Origin of the sequence: Kosakonia sp. S57 (assembly GCF_016516575.1) — a bacterium.
Classification (GTDB): Bacteria; Pseudomonadota; Gammaproteobacteria; order Enterobacterales; family Enterobacteriaceae; genus Kosakonia; species Kosakonia cowanii.
In genome coordinates this window covers 41448-56039 of sequence record NZ_JACVUL010000018.1, presented here as the reverse complement: position 1 = coordinate 56039, position 14592 = coordinate 41448, and the positions used below count along the sequence as shown (strand labels likewise).

Annotated in this window: 13 protein-coding genes; 8 read left to right on the top strand and 5 right to left on the bottom strand. The window is 55.9% G+C overall.

The annotated features are described in order from the left end of the window. Positions 1–96: 96 nt before the first annotated feature. The 4 genes from gyrB to dnaA all read right to left on the bottom strand — a co-directional run bounded on the left by gyrB (position 97) and on the right by dnaA (position 6254). Positions 97–2511 (bottom strand): DNA topoisomerase (ATP-hydrolyzing) subunit B, encoded by a 2415-nt coding sequence (gene gyrB / locus IAE48_RS17110; RefSeq protein WP_054803534.1) that lies wholly within the window; start codon positions 2509–2511, stop codon positions 97–99. A gap of 28 nt (positions 2512–2539) precedes the next feature. Continuing rightward, complete coding sequence (gene recF, locus IAE48_RS17105; protein ID WP_042715128.1) at positions 2540–3613, bottom strand: DNA replication/repair protein RecF; 1074 nt, start codon at positions 3611–3613, stop codon at positions 2540–2542. Positions 3614–3751: 138 nt separating this feature from the next. Beyond that, positions 3752–4852, bottom strand: coding sequence for a DNA polymerase III subunit beta (gene dnaN, locus IAE48_RS17100; RefSeq protein ID WP_042715130.1), 1101 nt, complete (start codon positions 4850–4852; stop codon positions 3752–3754). A gap of 4 nt (positions 4853–4856) precedes the next feature. Continuing rightward, positions 4857–6254, bottom strand: a complete 1398-nt coding sequence (dnaA, locus tag IAE48_RS17095; protein ID WP_200135083.1) for a chromosomal replication initiator protein DnaA — start codon at positions 6252–6254, stop codon at positions 4857–4859. 603 nt (positions 6255–6857) lie between these two features. Between dnaA and rpmH the strand changes: the two genes are divergently transcribed. The 6 genes from rpmH (at position 6858) to IAE48_RS17065 (ending at position 11750) form a co-directional block, all read left to right on the top strand. Then, positions 6858–6998, top strand: coding sequence for a 50S ribosomal protein L34 (rpmH, locus tag IAE48_RS17090; protein WP_000831330.1), 141 nt, complete (start codon positions 6858–6860; stop codon positions 6996–6998). Positions 6999–7015: 17 nt separating this feature from the next. Then, entirely contained in the window at positions 7016–7375 is a 360-nt protein-coding gene (rnpA, locus tag IAE48_RS17085) for a ribonuclease P protein component (RefSeq protein WP_076769290.1), read from the top strand. After that, positions 7339–7596, top strand: a complete 258-nt coding sequence (gene yidD, locus IAE48_RS17080) for a membrane protein insertion efficiency factor YidD (protein ID WP_076769289.1) — start codon at positions 7339–7341, stop codon at positions 7594–7596. The genes rnpA and yidD overlap by 37 nt, the downstream gene beginning before the upstream one ends. Positions 7597–7598: 2 nt before the next feature. Then, positions 7599–9245, top strand: coding sequence for a membrane protein insertase YidC (gene yidC, locus IAE48_RS17075; protein WP_054803530.1), 1647 nt, complete (start codon positions 7599–7601; stop codon positions 9243–9245). 192 nt (positions 9246–9437) lie between these two features. Then, on the top strand, positions 9438–10802 hold the full coding sequence (mnmE, locus tag IAE48_RS17070) for a tRNA uridine-5-carboxymethylaminomethyl(34) synthesis GTPase MnmE (RefSeq protein ID WP_200135082.1): 1365 nt from the start codon (positions 9438–9440) through the stop codon (positions 10800–10802). A gap of 210 nt (positions 10803–11012) precedes the next feature. Beyond that, positions 11013–11750: a 4'-phosphopantetheinyl transferase superfamily protein gene (locus IAE48_RS17065; RefSeq protein WP_200135081.1), complete on the top strand. Its 738-nt coding sequence runs from the start codon at positions 11013–11015 to the stop codon at positions 11748–11750. A gap of 53 nt (positions 11751–11803) precedes the next feature. Here IAE48_RS17065 and IAE48_RS17060 read toward each other — a convergent pair whose 3' ends face one another. After that, positions 11804–13141: an NCS2 family permease gene (locus IAE48_RS17060; RefSeq protein WP_200135080.1), complete on the bottom strand. Its 1338-nt coding sequence runs from the start codon at positions 13139–13141 to the stop codon at positions 11804–11806. A gap of 167 nt (positions 13142–13308) precedes the next feature. Here IAE48_RS17060 and yieH point away from each other — a divergent pair, with 167 nt between their 5' ends. Then, entirely contained in the window at positions 13309–13974 is a 666-nt protein-coding gene (yieH, locus tag IAE48_RS17055) for a 6-phosphogluconate phosphatase (protein ID WP_094422651.1), read from the top strand. Positions 13975–13999: 25 nt separating this feature from the next. Continuing rightward, a complete protein-coding gene (cbrC, locus tag IAE48_RS17050) occupies positions 14000–14587 on the top strand; it encodes a PF03691 family colicin E2 tolerance protein CbrC (protein WP_042714856.1) in 588 nt (195 codons plus the stop codon). Positions 14588–14592 lie beyond the last annotated feature (5 nt).

Genomic DNA, 14592 nt, shown 5'->3' with positions numbered 1-14592 from the left:
TGCTAACGCGATTCCGCTCAAAAAACAGCAGCGCGCCGGGGAGAAAAGGGGGAGAGAAAGGGGGATACGGGATCCCCCTTTTAATGCAGGATTACCTTAGATATCGATATTCGCCGCTTTCAGGGCGTTCTCTTCGATAAAGGCGCGGCGCGGTTCAACGGCATCGCCCATTAAGGTAGTGAAGAGCTGATCGGCTGCAATCGCATCTTTCACGGTAACGCGCAGCATGCGGCGGCTTTCCGGATCCATGGTGGTTTCCCACAGCTGATCCGGGTTCATCTCGCCGAGGCCTTTATAACGCTGAATGGAGAGACCGCGACGGGACTCTTTCACCAGCCACTCCAGCGCCTGCTCAAAGCTGGTCACCGGCTGGCGGCGTTCGCCACGCTCGATATAGGCATCTTCTTCAATCAGGCCGCGCAGCTTCTCGCCGAGCGTGCAGAGACGACGGTATTCACCGCCGGTCACAAACTCGTGATCGAGCGGATAATCGGTATCCACACCGTGGGTGCGCACGCGAATAATCGGCTCGAACTGGCTCAGCTCGCTGTTCACCCGGACATCATATTTCCAGGTGCTGCCGTGGGCTTCATTCTCATTCAGCACGGTAATCAGCTGAGAGACCCACTGCGTAACCGCGCGCTCATCGGCGAGATCCGCTTCTGCCAGCGTCGGCTGATAGACCAGCTCTTTCAGCAGCGCGCGCGGGAAGCGACGCTCCATGCGGCCAATCATCTTCTGCGCAGCGTTGTATTCGGACACCATTTTCTCCAGCGCTTCACCCTGCAGCGCAGGCGCGCCTTCGGTGGTGTGCAGCGTTGCGCCGTCGAGCGCGATAGAGATCTGATACTGATCCATCGCCTCGTCATCCTTGATGTACTGCTCCTGCTTGCCTTTCTTCACTTTGTAGAGCGGCGGCTGCGCGATGTAGACGTGGCCACGCTCAACGATTTCCGGCATCTGACGGTAGAAGAAGGTCAACAGCAGCGTACGGATGTGCGAACCATCGACGTCCGCATCGGTCATGATGATGATGCTGTGGTAGCGCAGTTTATCCGGGTTGTACTCGTCGCGACCGATGCCACAGCCGAGCGCGGTGATAAGCGTCGCCACTTCCTGAGAGGAGAGCATCTTGTCGAAACGCGCTTTCTCGACGTTGAGGATTTTACCTTTCAACGGCAGGATCGCCTGGTTCTTACGGTTACGGCCCTGTTTGGCAGAACCGCCCGCCGAGTCCCCTTCCACTAAGTAGAGTTCGGACAGCGCCGGGTCACGCTCCTGGCAATCCGCCAGTTTGCCTGGCAGACCAGCCAGATCCAGCGCGCCTTTACGGCGGGTCATTTCACGTGCTTTACGCGCCGCTTCACGGGCACGTGCAGCATCAATGATTTTGCCGACGACGATTTTGGCATCAGCCGGGTTTTCCAGCAGGTATTCGGCCAGCAGTTCGTTCATCTGCTGTTCCACCGCCGATTTCACCTCAGAGGAGACCAGTTTATCTTTGGTCTGTGAGGAGAATTTCGGGTCCGGCACTTTTACCGATACCACCGCAATCAGGCCTTCACGGGCATCATCACCGGTGGCGCTGACTTTGGCTTTCTTGCTGTAACCCTCTTTATCCATATAGGCGTTCAGCGTACGGGTCATCGCCGCGCGGAAGCCTGCAAGGTGGGTACCGCCGTCGCGCTGCGGAATGTTGTTGGTAAAGCAGTAGATATTTTCCTGGAAACCGTCGTTCCACTGCAGCGCTACTTCAACGCCGATACCGTCTTTTTCGGTGGAGAAGTAGAAGATATTCGGGTGGATCGGCGTTTTGTTTTTGTTGAGGTACTCGACAAACGCCCTGATGCCGCCTTCATAGTGGAAGTGGTCTTCTTTGCCGTCGCGCTTGTCGCGCAGGCGAATTGACACGCCGGAGTTCAGGAAGGAGAGCTCACGCAGGCGTTTCGCCAGAATTTCATATTCAAATTCAATGACGTTGGTGAAGGTTTCGTAGCTCGGCCAGAAACGCACCATGGTACCGGTTTTTTCCGTTTCGCCCGTCACTTCCAGCGGAGCCTGCGGCACGCCGTGAGTGTAGATCTGACGGTGAACTTTGTTATCGCGCTGGATAACCAGCTCCAGTTTCTGCGACAGGGCGTTTACTACTGAAACGCCAACACCGTGCAGACCGCCGGAGACTTTATAGGAGTTATCGTCGAACTTACCGCCCGCATGCAGTACGGTCATGATCACTTCCGCGGCAGAAACGCCCTCTTCCGGGTGAATACCGGTCGGAATACCACGCCCATCATCCTGTACGGAGACAGAGTTATCGCTGTGAATGGTGACGATAATGTCTTTACAGTACCCTGCGAGCGCTTCGTCGATAGCGTTATCTACTACCTCGAATACCATGTGGTGCAGACCGGTGCCGTCATCCGTATCGCCGATATACATACCCGGGCGCTTACGCACTGCATCCAGCCCTTTGAGGACTTTGATACTGGAGGAGTCATAAGAATTCGACATCAACGTTTCTCGCTCATTTCAACTTGGGTTAATCGGCTATTTTACCCTTTTCCACGGTGAACATCTTCGAATTTTTGTCCGACATGTCCATAACGTGTTCAGCGCTGATGGCGCTGACGAAAACCTGTGACTGGGTGGCTTTTAACCGGCTGGCTAACAGCCCGCGCTTTTCGTCATCAAGCTCCGAGGCAAAATCATCTATCAGGTATAAACAGCGTCGCCCGCTTTCACGCGTTAAGAACTCCCCCTGCGCCAGGCGCAGCGCGCACATCAGGAGTTTTAACTGTCCGCGCGAAAGGGTGTCTTCAACGGGCGCGCCATCCGCACGAATGCGGAAATCCGCTTTATGCGGGCCGTGCGCGGTGTAAGTGAGCATGCGGTCGCGCTCAAAACTGCGCGCCAGCACCTCTTCATAATCGGTCTCTTTCTCCCAGCCGCGCTGGAAAGAGAAGGTCAGGGAAAATTCCGGTAAGAACTGCCGGCAGGTGTCGGCCATATCTTCCGCGATAGCGGCGCTGTACTCCGCGCGCCAGCGGCTGATCTGCTCGGCGAGCGGCACCAGCTCTTTGTCCCACGGACGCAGCTGGCCGTAATGGCTCACCTGGCGTAAAGCGGCGTTGCGCTGTTTTAACAGGCGCTTGAGATTGCTCCAGGCGGTAAAAAAGCCGCTTTCGTTGTGGAAGCATCCCCAGTCGAGAAAGGCACGACGGTATTTCGGGCCGCCGTTAAGCAGGGTAAACCCTTCGGGCGTAATAAGCTGCATCGGCATCAGCAGCGCCAGCTCTGCCACTTTATGGCCGTCGGTGCCGTCGATGCGCACTTTGCTGTCGCCGAGCTTATCTTTGGTCAGGCCAATGGCGATTTCGCGTGATTCGGCCTGCAAACGCCCGTGCAGGACAAACGCCTCCTGCTCATGGCGAATAACGCGACCAATTTGCAGGCTGCGAAACGCCCGGCCATGCCCGAGGGTGTAGATCGCCTCCAGCACGCTGGTCTTCCCGCTGCCGTTAGCGCCCACCAGAAAATTAAAGCCAGGGGAGAGCGCGAGATCCGCGCTTTCGATATTGCGGAAATCTTTTATCAGTAAGCGGGTTAGCGACATGATTCACTCATTACCAGGGCGTATCGTCGCAGTTAGCCTGTCAACAGCCAGCGCGCAGCAACCGCAGCGTACTGAAGTACGTGAAGATTGCGGGCGCTGCCCGAAGCCAGAGTAACCAGAAAGATAGCCCGCTATTTTCTACAACCGCATTGGCATAACGACATAGGCTGCGCTCTGGCTCGCCGCGTCTTCAATCTGCACGCTGGAAACGGAATCGGTCAGCAGAATGCGCACGTTCTCGCACTTCAGCGCGTTCAGCACATCAAGCACGTAGCTGACGTTAAAGCCGATCTCCATTTCGCTACCGCCGTAGGTGACATCGAGAAACTCTTCCGCTTCTTCCTGCTCCGGGTTATTGGCGGTGATTTTGATCTGGTTCTCGCTGACGTAGAGGCGCACACCGCGGAACTTCTCGTTAGAGAGGATCGCCGCACGGGCAAAAGCCTGCTTCAGCGAATCGCAGCCCGCTTCCAGCGTTTTGTCCGGGTTTTTTGGCAATACGCGGCGATAATCCGGGAAACGACCATCTACCAGCTTCGACGTGAAGATAAAGTCGCCGACGTGGGCGCGAATGTTATTGCTGCCGATCTGCACGCGCAGCGGCGTATCGCCACCGTCGAGCATACGCATCAGCTCAATCACCCCTTTACGCGGCACGATCACCGAATGGTTCGGCAATGTTTGCCCAATCGGCATCGAGCAGACGGCAAGACGGTGGCCGTCGGTAGCAACGGTACGCAGCTCTTCACCTTCGGTTTCAAACAGCATGCCGTTTAAGTAGTAACGGACGTCCTGGTGTGCCATCGAGAACTGCGTCGCTTCGATCAGGCGCTTCATGGTGGCCTGCGGCAGCGTAAACTCCACTTCGCTTTGCCAGTCATCCAGGTTAGGGAAATCTGCTGCGGGCAGGGTTGAGAGGGAGAAACGGCTGCGCCCGGAACGGATCAGCATGCGCTCACCCTCCAGCTGCATCGCAATTTCCGCCCCTTCCGGCAGGCCGCGACAGATGTCGAAGAATTTACGTGCCGGTACGGTTGTCGCGCCCTGTTCATGGGGCTGGACAAGCGCCACGCGGGCAACCATCTCCATTTCAAGATCGGTGCCGGTCAGCGAAAGCGCGCCGTCGGTAACCTGAAGCAGCAGATTACCGAGAATAGGCAACGTCGGGCGTCCGCCCAGCGGGCCGCTAACTTGTTGCAGCGGCTTTAATAAGTGTTCACGTTCAACGGTAAATTTCATAGCGTCACGAAGAGAGAGTTCGGATTAAATTGGAAAAATCTTCTTTGATATCATGGCTTTCTTCACGCAACTGCTCAATCTTACGGCAGGCATGCAGTACGGTGGTGTGGTCACGGCCGCCAAAGGCATCGCCGATTTCCGGCAGGCTGTGGTTGGTCAGCTCTTTCGCCAGCGCCATCGCCATCTGGCGCGGGCGGGCAACGGAACGGGAGCGTCGCTTCGACAGCAGATCTGCCACCTTAATCTTGTAATACTCCGCCACCGTCTTCTGAATATTGTCGATGGTGACCAGCTTCTCCTGCAGCGCCAGCAGATCGCGCAGCGCTTCGCGCACGAAATCAATGGTGATGGCGCGCCCGGTAAAGTTGGCGTTGGCGATAACGCGGTTCAGTGCCCCTTCCAGCTCACGCACGTTGGAGCGCAGGCGCTTGGCAATAAAGAAGGCCACTTCGCCCGGCAGACGGATATCGTTCTCGTCGGCCTTTTTCATCAGGATCGCAACGCGGGTTTCCAGCTCCGGCGGCTCGATCGCCACGGTCAGCCCCCAGCCGAAGCGGGATTTGAGACGATCCTCAACACCATTGATCTCTTTCGGATAACGATCCGAGGTGAGAATGATCTGCTGATTGCCTTCCAGCAGGGCGTTAAAGGTGTGGAAGAACTCTTCCTGGGATCGCTCTTTATTGGCAAAGAATTGAATATCATCGATCAGCAGGGCGTCAACGGAGCGGTAGTAGCGTTTAAACTCTTCGATCGCATTGTTTTGCAGGGCTTTTACCATGTCCTGGACAAAGCGTTCGGAGTGCATATACACCACTTTGGCATTCGGCTTACGCGCCACAATGCCGTTACCCACCGCGTGCAGCAGGTGCGTTTTACCGAGACCCGTGCCGCCATATAAAAAGAGCGGGTTGTAAGCGCCGCCGGGGTTATCTGCCACCTGACGGGCCGCCGCGCGGGCCAGCTGGTTCGACTTACCTTCGACGAAGTTATCAAAGGTGTGTTTGACGTTGACGTTTGAGCGGTAGGTCGGTTCCGCCGGGGCGGGCACGTTGTCCCAGCCTGAACGGGCGACAGGCGCGGCGCGCGGCATCACGATCTGCGCCGCCTGAGCGGGCGCAGCCACGGTGGCAGGCTCTCTCATTGTCTGGTTGGCCGGACGAGCGCCCACTTCAAAACGCAGCTGTGGCGCATCCGCCCCGCAAAATTCATTAAGCAGACCGTTGATATTATTAAGGTATTTGTCTCTTACCCAATCAAGCACAAAACGGTTTGGCGCATACAAAGCCAGCGTGTTGTCACTCAGTTCCGCCTGCAACGGGCGGATCCACATACTAAATTCAGTGGCTGGTAACTCATCCTGCAATCGGGCAAGACACTGCTGCCAAAGCGAAAGTGACACGGCGGACTCCACTCGAACGTAAATCGATAAATAGTAAAGACAGAGACATTAATCTTTTTTGACACACATCGATAAGACCCAGCGGGGTGATGTGCGAACCGCTGTTTACGGTTTTTGCCCCAGAGCGATCGTGGATCGCGATCGGGACCGCGGATCATAGCGTAAACCGCCGAAGAGATCTTCTGTTTCTCACAGATTCTTCACGATTTATCCACAGGCCGATCCGGAACGCGCTAAGTGTAAACGATCCAGGCGCGGGTGCGGGAAGATTTAGGCCGCATATTGGAAAATTAAATGGTTTTCGCCGAATAATCCCATAAACGATCTAAGGAAGATCCAGGCGGATCCTTGCGCTTTGCCATTTGCCCCGTATAATTCTGCCCCCGGCGCGTCTTACTCTTTTCAGGCGCCGGAAGCCGCTTAGTTTTTGCGCAGATCTGTGCAAAAATACGTGCGCTATAAGGAAAGAGAATTGACTCCGGAGTGTACAATTATTACAATCCGGCCTCTTTAATTACCCATGGCTTGCGCGCCGGTCGTTCGATATTCGTTCGGGCATACGCAAAAGTCAGTGAATTTATTCAAGTTTAGGTAGAAATCGCCATGAAACGCACTTTTCAACCGTCTGTACTGAAGCGCAACCGTTCTCACGGCTTCCGTGCTCGTATGGCTACTAAAAATGGTCGCCAGGTTCTGGCTCGTCGTCGCGCTAAAGGCCGCGCACGTCTGACCGTTTCCAAGTAATAAAAGCTAACCCCTGAGTGGTTAAGCTCGCTTTTCCCAGGGAGTTACGTTTGTTAACTCCCACTCATTTCACATTCGTCTTCCAGCAGCCACAACGGGCTGGCACGCCGCAAATCACCATCCTCGGCCGCCTGAATTCGCTGGGGCATCCCCGTATCGGTCTTACCGTCGCCAAGAAAAATGTCAAACGCGCACATGAACGCAATCGGATTAAACGTCTGACGCGTGAAAGTTTTCGTTTGCACCAACATGACCTGCCGGCCATGGATTTTGTGGTGGTGGCAAAGAAAGGGGTTGCCGACCTCGATAACCGTGCTCTCACGGAAGCGTTGGAAAAATTATGGCGCCGCCATTGTCGCCAGGCTCAAGGGTCCTGATAGCCCTTATACGGGTCTACCAACGCCTGATTAGTCCGCTACTCGGGCCGCACTGCCGTTTCACCCCTACCTGTTCTCACTATGGAATTGAGGCCTTGCGCAGGTTTGGGGTGTTAAAAGGCAGTTGGTTGACAGTGAAACGCGTATTAAAATGCCACCCTTTACATCCGGGTGGCGACGATCCCGTCCCGCCAGGACCTTCTAAAACCAGAGAACACTAACGATGGATTCGCAACGCAATCTTTTTATCATCGCTTTGTTGTTCGTGTCTTTCATGATCTGGCAAACGTGGGAGAAGGAACAAAATCCTCCTCCGGCGCAGCAGCAGACCACGCAGACTACGACCACCGCAGCGGGTAACGCAGCCGACCAGAGCGTTCCGGCCAGTGGCCAGGGGAAACTGATTACGGTTAAAACCGACGTGCTTGAGCTGACCATCAACACCCGTGGTGGTGATGTTGAGCAGGCACTGCTCCCGACGTACCCGAAAGAGCTGGGTGCGACCGAGCCGTTCCAGTTACTGGAAACCACGCCTGAGTTTGTCTACCAGGCGCAGAGCGGTCTGACCGGCCAGAACGGCCCGGACAACCCGGCTAACGGCCCACGCCCGCTGTATAACGTCGATAAAGATGCGTTTGTACTGGCAGAAGGCCAGAACGAGCTGGCGATCCCGCTGACCTATACCGATGCGGCAGGCAACACCTTCACCAAAACCTTCACCCTGAAACGCGGTGAATATGCGGTGAACGTTGGCTACAGCGTGAAAAACGCCGGTGCGACACCGCTGCAGGTGGCCACCTTTGGTCAGCTGAAGCAAACCATCAAACTCCCTTCTCACCGCGATACCGGCAGCAGCAACTTTGCGCTGCACACCTTCCGCGGCGCGGCGTACTCCACGCCGGACACCAAGTATGAGAAGTACAAGTTTGACACCATCGCCGATGACGAAAACCTGAACGTCAGCTCGAAAGGCGGTTGGGTTGCGATGCTGCAACAATATTTCGCCACGGCGTGGATCCCACGTAACGACGGCGCGAATAACTTCTACACCGCGAATCTGGGCAACGGCGTTGCGGCAATCGGCTACAAATCTCAGCCGATTACCATCGCAGCGGGCCAGACTGGCTTACTGAACAGCACCCTGTGGGTCGGCCCGGAGATTCAGGACAAGATGGCCGCTGCGGCGCCGCACCTGGATCTGACCGTGGATTACGGCTGGTTGTGGTTCATCTCTCAGCCGCTGTTTAAGCTGCTGAAATGGATCCACAGCTTCCTCGGCAACTGGGGCTTCTCTATCATCGCGATCACCTTCATCGTGCGCGGCATCATGTACCCGCTGACCAAAGCGCAGTACACCTCGATGGCGAAAATGCGCATGCTGCAGCCGAAGATTCAGGCAATGCGTGAGCGTCTTGGCGATGATAAGCAGCGTATGAGCCAGGAAATGATGGCGATGTACAAAGCGGAGAAAGTGAACCCGCTGGGCGGCTGCTTCCCGCTGCTGATCCAGATGCCAATCTTCCTTGCGCTCTACTACATGCTGATGGGCTCCGTTGAACTGCGCCATGCGCCGTTCGCGCTGTGGATCCACGATCTCTCTGCGCAAGACCCGTACTACATCCTGCCGATCCTGATGGGCGTAACGATGTTCTTCATTCAGAAGATGTCGCCGACCACCGTGACCGACCCGATGCAGCAGAAGATCATGACCTTTATGCCGGTCATCTTCACGGTGTTCTTCCTGTGGTTCCCGTCAGGTCTGGTGCTGTACTACATCGTCAGCAACCTGGTAACCATTCTGCAGCAGCAGCTGATTTACCGTGGTCTGGAGAAACGTGGTCTCCATAGCCGCGAGAAGAAAAGCTCTTAATACGCGTCATTCTTTAAGCTGCATGTGCGTTGGCTGCACTTGCTCCCCCAGTCGTTTACTGATGTAAACTTCTGGGGACTCACAAGCTTGCCGCCTTCCTGCAACTTAAATTATTTTGCGTATTACTGGTAAGATTCAGACAAGGCGGTCAACTGACCGCCTTTCTTATTTTGAGATTTTGGAAAATAAACCATGAGCCATAACGACACTATCGTCGCCCAGGCAACCCCACCGGGACGCGGTGGTGTGGGCATCCTGCGTATCTCCGGCCTGAAAGCGCGCGACGTCGCGCAGGCGGTGCTGGGTAAGCTGCCGAAACCGCGTTATGCCGACTATCTTTCGTTTAAGGACGCCGACGGCAGCGCCCTCGATCAGGGCATTGCGCTGTGGTTCCCCGGCCCCAACTCTTTTACCGGTGAAGATGTACTGGAACTACAGGGCCACGGCGGCCCGGTGATCCTCGATCTGCTGTTAAAGCGCATTCTGACGCTGCCCGGGCTGCGTATCGCTAAACCGGGCGAATTCTCTGAACGCGCGTTTCTCAATGACAAGCTCGACCTGGCACAGGCAGAAGCGATTGCCGACCTGATTGACGCCAGCTCCGAGCAGGCCGCGCGTTCGGCGCTCAACTCTTTGCAGGGCGCGTTTTCAGCCCGCGTTAATCATCTGGTGGAAGCACTCACTCACCTGCGCATCTACGTCGAAGCGGCAATCGACTTCCCGGACGAGGAGATCGACTTTCTCTCCGACGGCAAAATCGAAGCGCAGCTTAATGATGTGATAAGCGATCTCGATGCGGTGCGTGCCGAAGCGCGCCAGGGCAGCCTGCTGCGTGAAGGGATGAAAGTGGTGATTGCCGGGCGTCCAAACGCCGGGAAGTCGAGCCTGCTTAACGCGCTGGCCGGTCGCGAAGCGGCGATCGTCACCGATATCGCTGGTACCACGCGCGATGTGCTACGTGAACATATCCATATCGACGGGATGCCGCTGCACATTATCGATACCGCCGGGCTGCGCGAAGCCAGCGACGAAGTAGAGCGCATCGGGATTGAGCGTGCCTGGCAGGAGATCGAACAGGCGGACCGCGTGCTGTTTATGGTGGACGGCACTACCACTGACGCCGTCGATCCGGCGGATATCTGGCCTGACTTTATCGCCCGTTTACCGGCGAAACTGCCCATTACCGTAGTGCGTAATAAAGCAGACGTCACCGGCGAGCAGCCGGGTATCAGCGAAGTGAACAATCACTCACTTGTTCGCCTCTCTGCGCGTACCAACGAAGGGGTGGACGTGCTGCGTCAGCATCTCAAGCAGAGCATGGGTTTCGACACCAGCATGGAGGGCGGCTTCCTTGCGCGTCGTCGTCACTTACAGGCGCTGGAAATGGCGGCTGAGCACCTGCAACAGGGCAAAGCGCAGCTGCTGGGTGCCTGGGCGGGCGAGCTGCTCGCAGAGGAGCTGCGCCTGGCGCAGCAGAGCCTGAGCGAGATCACCGGCGAGTTTACTTCTGATGACCTGCTGGGCAGGATTTTCTCCAGCTTCTGTATTGGCAAATAATCCCTCATCCCACGGCTGGCGGGCGTTTTAGCGCTCGTTAGCCGTCATTTCATCACTTTTTCCGAAAGTGTTCCCTATTGACGAAAGAAAGTGTAAATATCACGCCTTAGGACTTTTCAGATGGGACTTTTCGCATTAAAACCTATTCATCACAGGCGATAATGTCGATTATCGATTTGATTCACGCAGCCCATTATCACGGAGCGAAAAATGGCGACACACTTTGCAAGAGGGATCCTTTCAGAAGGCCATCTTGTCTCGACCCGGCTCCCTCAGGCGTGCCTTGATGCCGCAGGGCAGCTACCGGAACATCGCCGCTCCCGTTATATCGCTTCCCGGGCGCTGCTCGCAGAGATGATGTTTATGCTTTATGGCATCAGCGAACTGCCGGAGATGGTGGTTGAGGAGAGCGGACGACCGCGCTTCGCCGACAGCAGCCTGCCGAGCTTTTCACTGGCCTACGCCGGGAATTTGGTTGGCGTTGCCATCACTACCGAAGGCGAGTGCGGCCTTGATATGGAGCTACAGCGCGCGACGCGCAGCTTCCATAGCCCGCACGGGCATAAATATACCTTCAGCAACAATGAGCAGTTGTGGATAAACAACCAGAACGATGCCAGTGAAGCGCAAACGCAGCTGTTAACGCTGCGCCAGAGCGTGATGAAGCTGATTCACCAGATGCAGGACGACCCGATGCAGCTCCAGCTGCTGCCCGGCTCCGGGCGGCTTCGCGTCACACGCCATGCGCAGGTAGAAGTGATGTGCGATGCCGAAGATGTGCTGATTTGGTCAGTTGCGGTCGCGCCTGCGATTGAGAGCCTGCGCATCTGGGAGTTCGATAGCCAGAAAGGGTGGCACTACCTGACTGATGTGCTGACCCGCGCCAACGATCCGGCTTCCCGCCTGATGCGTTTCACCAGCCTGCCCGCCGAAAAAGCGTTGATCTGAATAAGTGTTGGGATAAGGCTTTCCCTCCCCCAAATTGGGAGAGGGAGAAGGGATTAATGCGCGTCGATAAAGACGATTTTCAGCAGGAACAGCAGCGCCACGATCACCACGCACGGGCTAAGCTCACGCAGACGTCCGGTACCGATTTTCATCACGCAGTAGGAGATAAAGCCAAGTGCGATCCCCTCGGTGATGGAGAAGCTGAACGGCATCATCACGGCGGTAATAAACGCCGGTACCGCTTCGGTGAGATCGTCCCACTTCACACGCGCCAGGCTTGAGGTCATCAGCACCCCCACGTAAATCAGCGCGCCCGCAGCCGCGTAACCCGGCACCATTCCCGCCAGCGGCGAGAGGAAGATAACCAGCAGGAACAGCAAACCCACGACTACCGCCGTCAGGCCGGTACGCCCGCCAACGGAGACACCCGAAGAGGATTCAATGTAGGCCGTTACCGACGAGGTACCGAAGAAGGAGCCGGTAACAGAGGAGATACTGTCAACGTAGAGCGCCTGCTTCATGCGCGGGAATTTGCCCTTCTCATCCACCAGCCCGGCTTTGTCGGTCACACCGATCAGCGTCCCGGAGGAGTCGAACAGGTTCACCAGCATAAACGAGAAGATCACGCCCGCAAGGCCGAGGTTAAAGGAGCCGGCGAGATCGACATTGCCTACCACCGACATCACGCTTGGCGGCTTAGAGATAATCCCGTGGTACTGCACATCGCCCAGCAGCCAGCCCAGAAGCGTGGTCACAACGATTGAGACCAGCACCGCGGCGTGAATATTGCGCGAGGCCAGAATGGCGATGATAAAGAAACCAAGCACGCCCAGCAGCACGCTGTGCGACGTCAGATTACCAATGCTGACCAGCGTCTCTTTGTTGGCGACAATCACGCCCGCGTTCTTCAGGCCCATCATACCGATAAACAGGCCGATCCCGCTGGTGATGCCAACGCGCAGGCTCATCGGGATATTGGCAATCATCCAGTAACGTACGCGGAAAATGGTCAGCAACAGCAGACCGACCGCCCCCCAGAAGATCGCGCCCATACCGACTTGCCAGGAGAGCCCCATCGCGCCAACCACCACAAAGGCGAAGAAGGCGTTCAATCCCATTGCCGGAGCCAACGCGACCGGCAGGTTAGCCACCAGACCCATCAGGATGCTGCCGAACGCAGCAATCAGACAGGTGGTGACAAAAACTGCGCTGGTATCCATTCCGGCGACGCCTAAAATTTGCGGGTTAACGAAAACGATGTAGACCATCGTTAAAAACGTCGTGAAGCCGGCGATCACTTCGGTGCGCGCCGTTGTGCCGTGGTCACGCAGTTTGAACACGCGGTCAAGCAACCCCGGGCGAGAGGCCTGGGAAGTCTGTTGTTGGCTCATTATCAATTTCCGGAATAGGAGGGAAAATTCGTCGCTATCCTATACCAAAATGAGGCAGTATTGACGGTTATCACGCACTTTTTTTCATTGAATTTGCTTATACGGCAACGATTGCGTCCCGCAATCTGCGTTAAGTAATCGTTAAACTTGTAATCACAGGAAATGGCATGTCCCACATTGAAGCGATCTTTTTCGACTGTGACGGCACCCTGGTCGATAGCGAAGTAATCTGTTCCCGCGCATACGTCCATATGTTTCAAACCGTTGGCATTACGCTGGATCTCGAAGAGGTCTTTAAGCGTTTCAAAGGCATGAAACTGTATGAAATTATTGATGTTGTCGGCGAAGAGCACGGTAAAGCGCTGGATAAAGCGCTGCTCGAGCCGGTTTATCGCGCCGAAGTAGCGCGTCTGTTCGACAGCGAGCTGGAGGTGATTCCAGGAGCTAGCGCACTGCTTGATGCCGTTAGCGTTCCCATGTGCGTGGTCTCTAACGGGCCAGTGAGCAAAATGCAACACTCATTAGGTAAACTTGGGATGTTGCACCACTTTCCGGAAAAACTGTTCAGTGGCTATGACATCCAGCGCTGGAAGCCCGATCCAGCGTTAATGTACCATGCAGCAGAGGTACTCGATGTCTCGCCGGAGAAGTGCATTCTGGTGGATGATTCCGCCGCCGGAGCGCAATCTGGCATTGCGGCAGGGATGGAAGTCTTTTACTTCTGCGCCGACCCGCATAACGTACCTATCGATCACCCAAAAGTGACGACATTTACTGACTTAGCACAGCTGCCAGCATTGTGGCGCGCTCGCGGGTGGTCTGTTACGCGCTAACTTACCTACAAAACAGGATGTTTTTATGGACCAGAATAATCGCCCTCTCCCGGTATTCAAATACCATCCACAGCCCCTGGAAACGGGCGTCTTCTCTGAAGGCAAAACCGTGACCTGCGCCTGTTGCTCACAGCCAACAGACGTCTACTACACCAACCCGTTCTTTACTGCGGAAGATGTCGATACGCTCTGCCCGTGGTGCATTGCCGATGGCTCAGCAGCAGAGAAATTCAACGGCACATTTCAGGATGATTGCAGCCTTGAAGGTGTCGAAGGGGAGTTTGATGATGAGGGCGAATTTACCGGCTTTAGCAGTTCGTGGCCGGAAGCTACCGTTGCTGAGTTGACGCAACGCACACCCGGCTATTGCGGCTGGCAGCAGGAACACTGGCTGGCACACTGCAATGATTTCTGCGCCTTTATCGGTTACGTTGGCTGGAAAGAGATAGCCGACAAGCTGGATCAGTTTGCCGATCTGGACGCCGATTGCCGGGCCTTTGGTATGGATATCAACAAACTACAGGAGTATCTGCGCGACGGTGGCGACTGTCAGGGCTACCTCTTCCGCTGCCTCCACTGCGGGAAGCTGCGTCTGTGGGCAGATTTCTCCTGACGACT

Bases quoted from the DNA above. Each gene is read 5' to 3' on its own strand.
- gyrB (WP_054803534.1), bottom strand. From the start codon at position 2,511: ATGTCGAATTCTTATGACTCCTCCAGTATCAAAGTCCTCAAAGGGCTG.
- recF (WP_042715128.1), bottom strand. From the start codon at position 3,613: ATGTCGCTAACCCGCTTACTGATAAAAGATTTCCGCAATATCGAAAGC.
- dnaN (WP_042715130.1), bottom strand. From the start codon at position 4,852: ATGAAATTTACCGTTGAACGTGAACACTTATTAAAGCCGCTGCAACAA.
- rpmH (WP_000831330.1), top strand. From the start codon at position 6,858: ATGAAACGCACTTTTCAACCGTCTGTACTGAAGCGCAACCGTTCTCAC.
- yidD (WP_076769289.1), top strand. From the start codon at position 7,339: ATGGCGCCGCCATTGTCGCCAGGCTCAAGGGTCCTGATAGCCCTTATA.
- yidC (WP_054803530.1), top strand. From the start codon at position 7,599: ATGGATTCGCAACGCAATCTTTTTATCATCGCTTTGTTGTTCGTGTCT.
- mnmE (WP_200135082.1), top strand. From the start codon at position 9,438: ATGAGCCATAACGACACTATCGTCGCCCAGGCAACCCCACCGGGACGC.
- IAE48_RS17065 (WP_200135081.1), top strand. From the start codon at position 11,013: ATGGCGACACACTTTGCAAGAGGGATCCTTTCAGAAGGCCATCTTGTC.
- IAE48_RS17060 (WP_200135080.1), bottom strand. From the start codon at position 13,141: ATGAGCCAACAACAGACTTCCCAGGCCTCTCGCCCGGGGTTGCTTGAC.
- yieH (WP_094422651.1), top strand. From the start codon at position 13,309: ATGTCCCACATTGAAGCGATCTTTTTCGACTGTGACGGCACCCTGGTC.
- cbrC (WP_042714856.1), top strand. From the start codon at position 14,000: ATGGACCAGAATAATCGCCCTCTCCCGGTATTCAAATACCATCCACAG.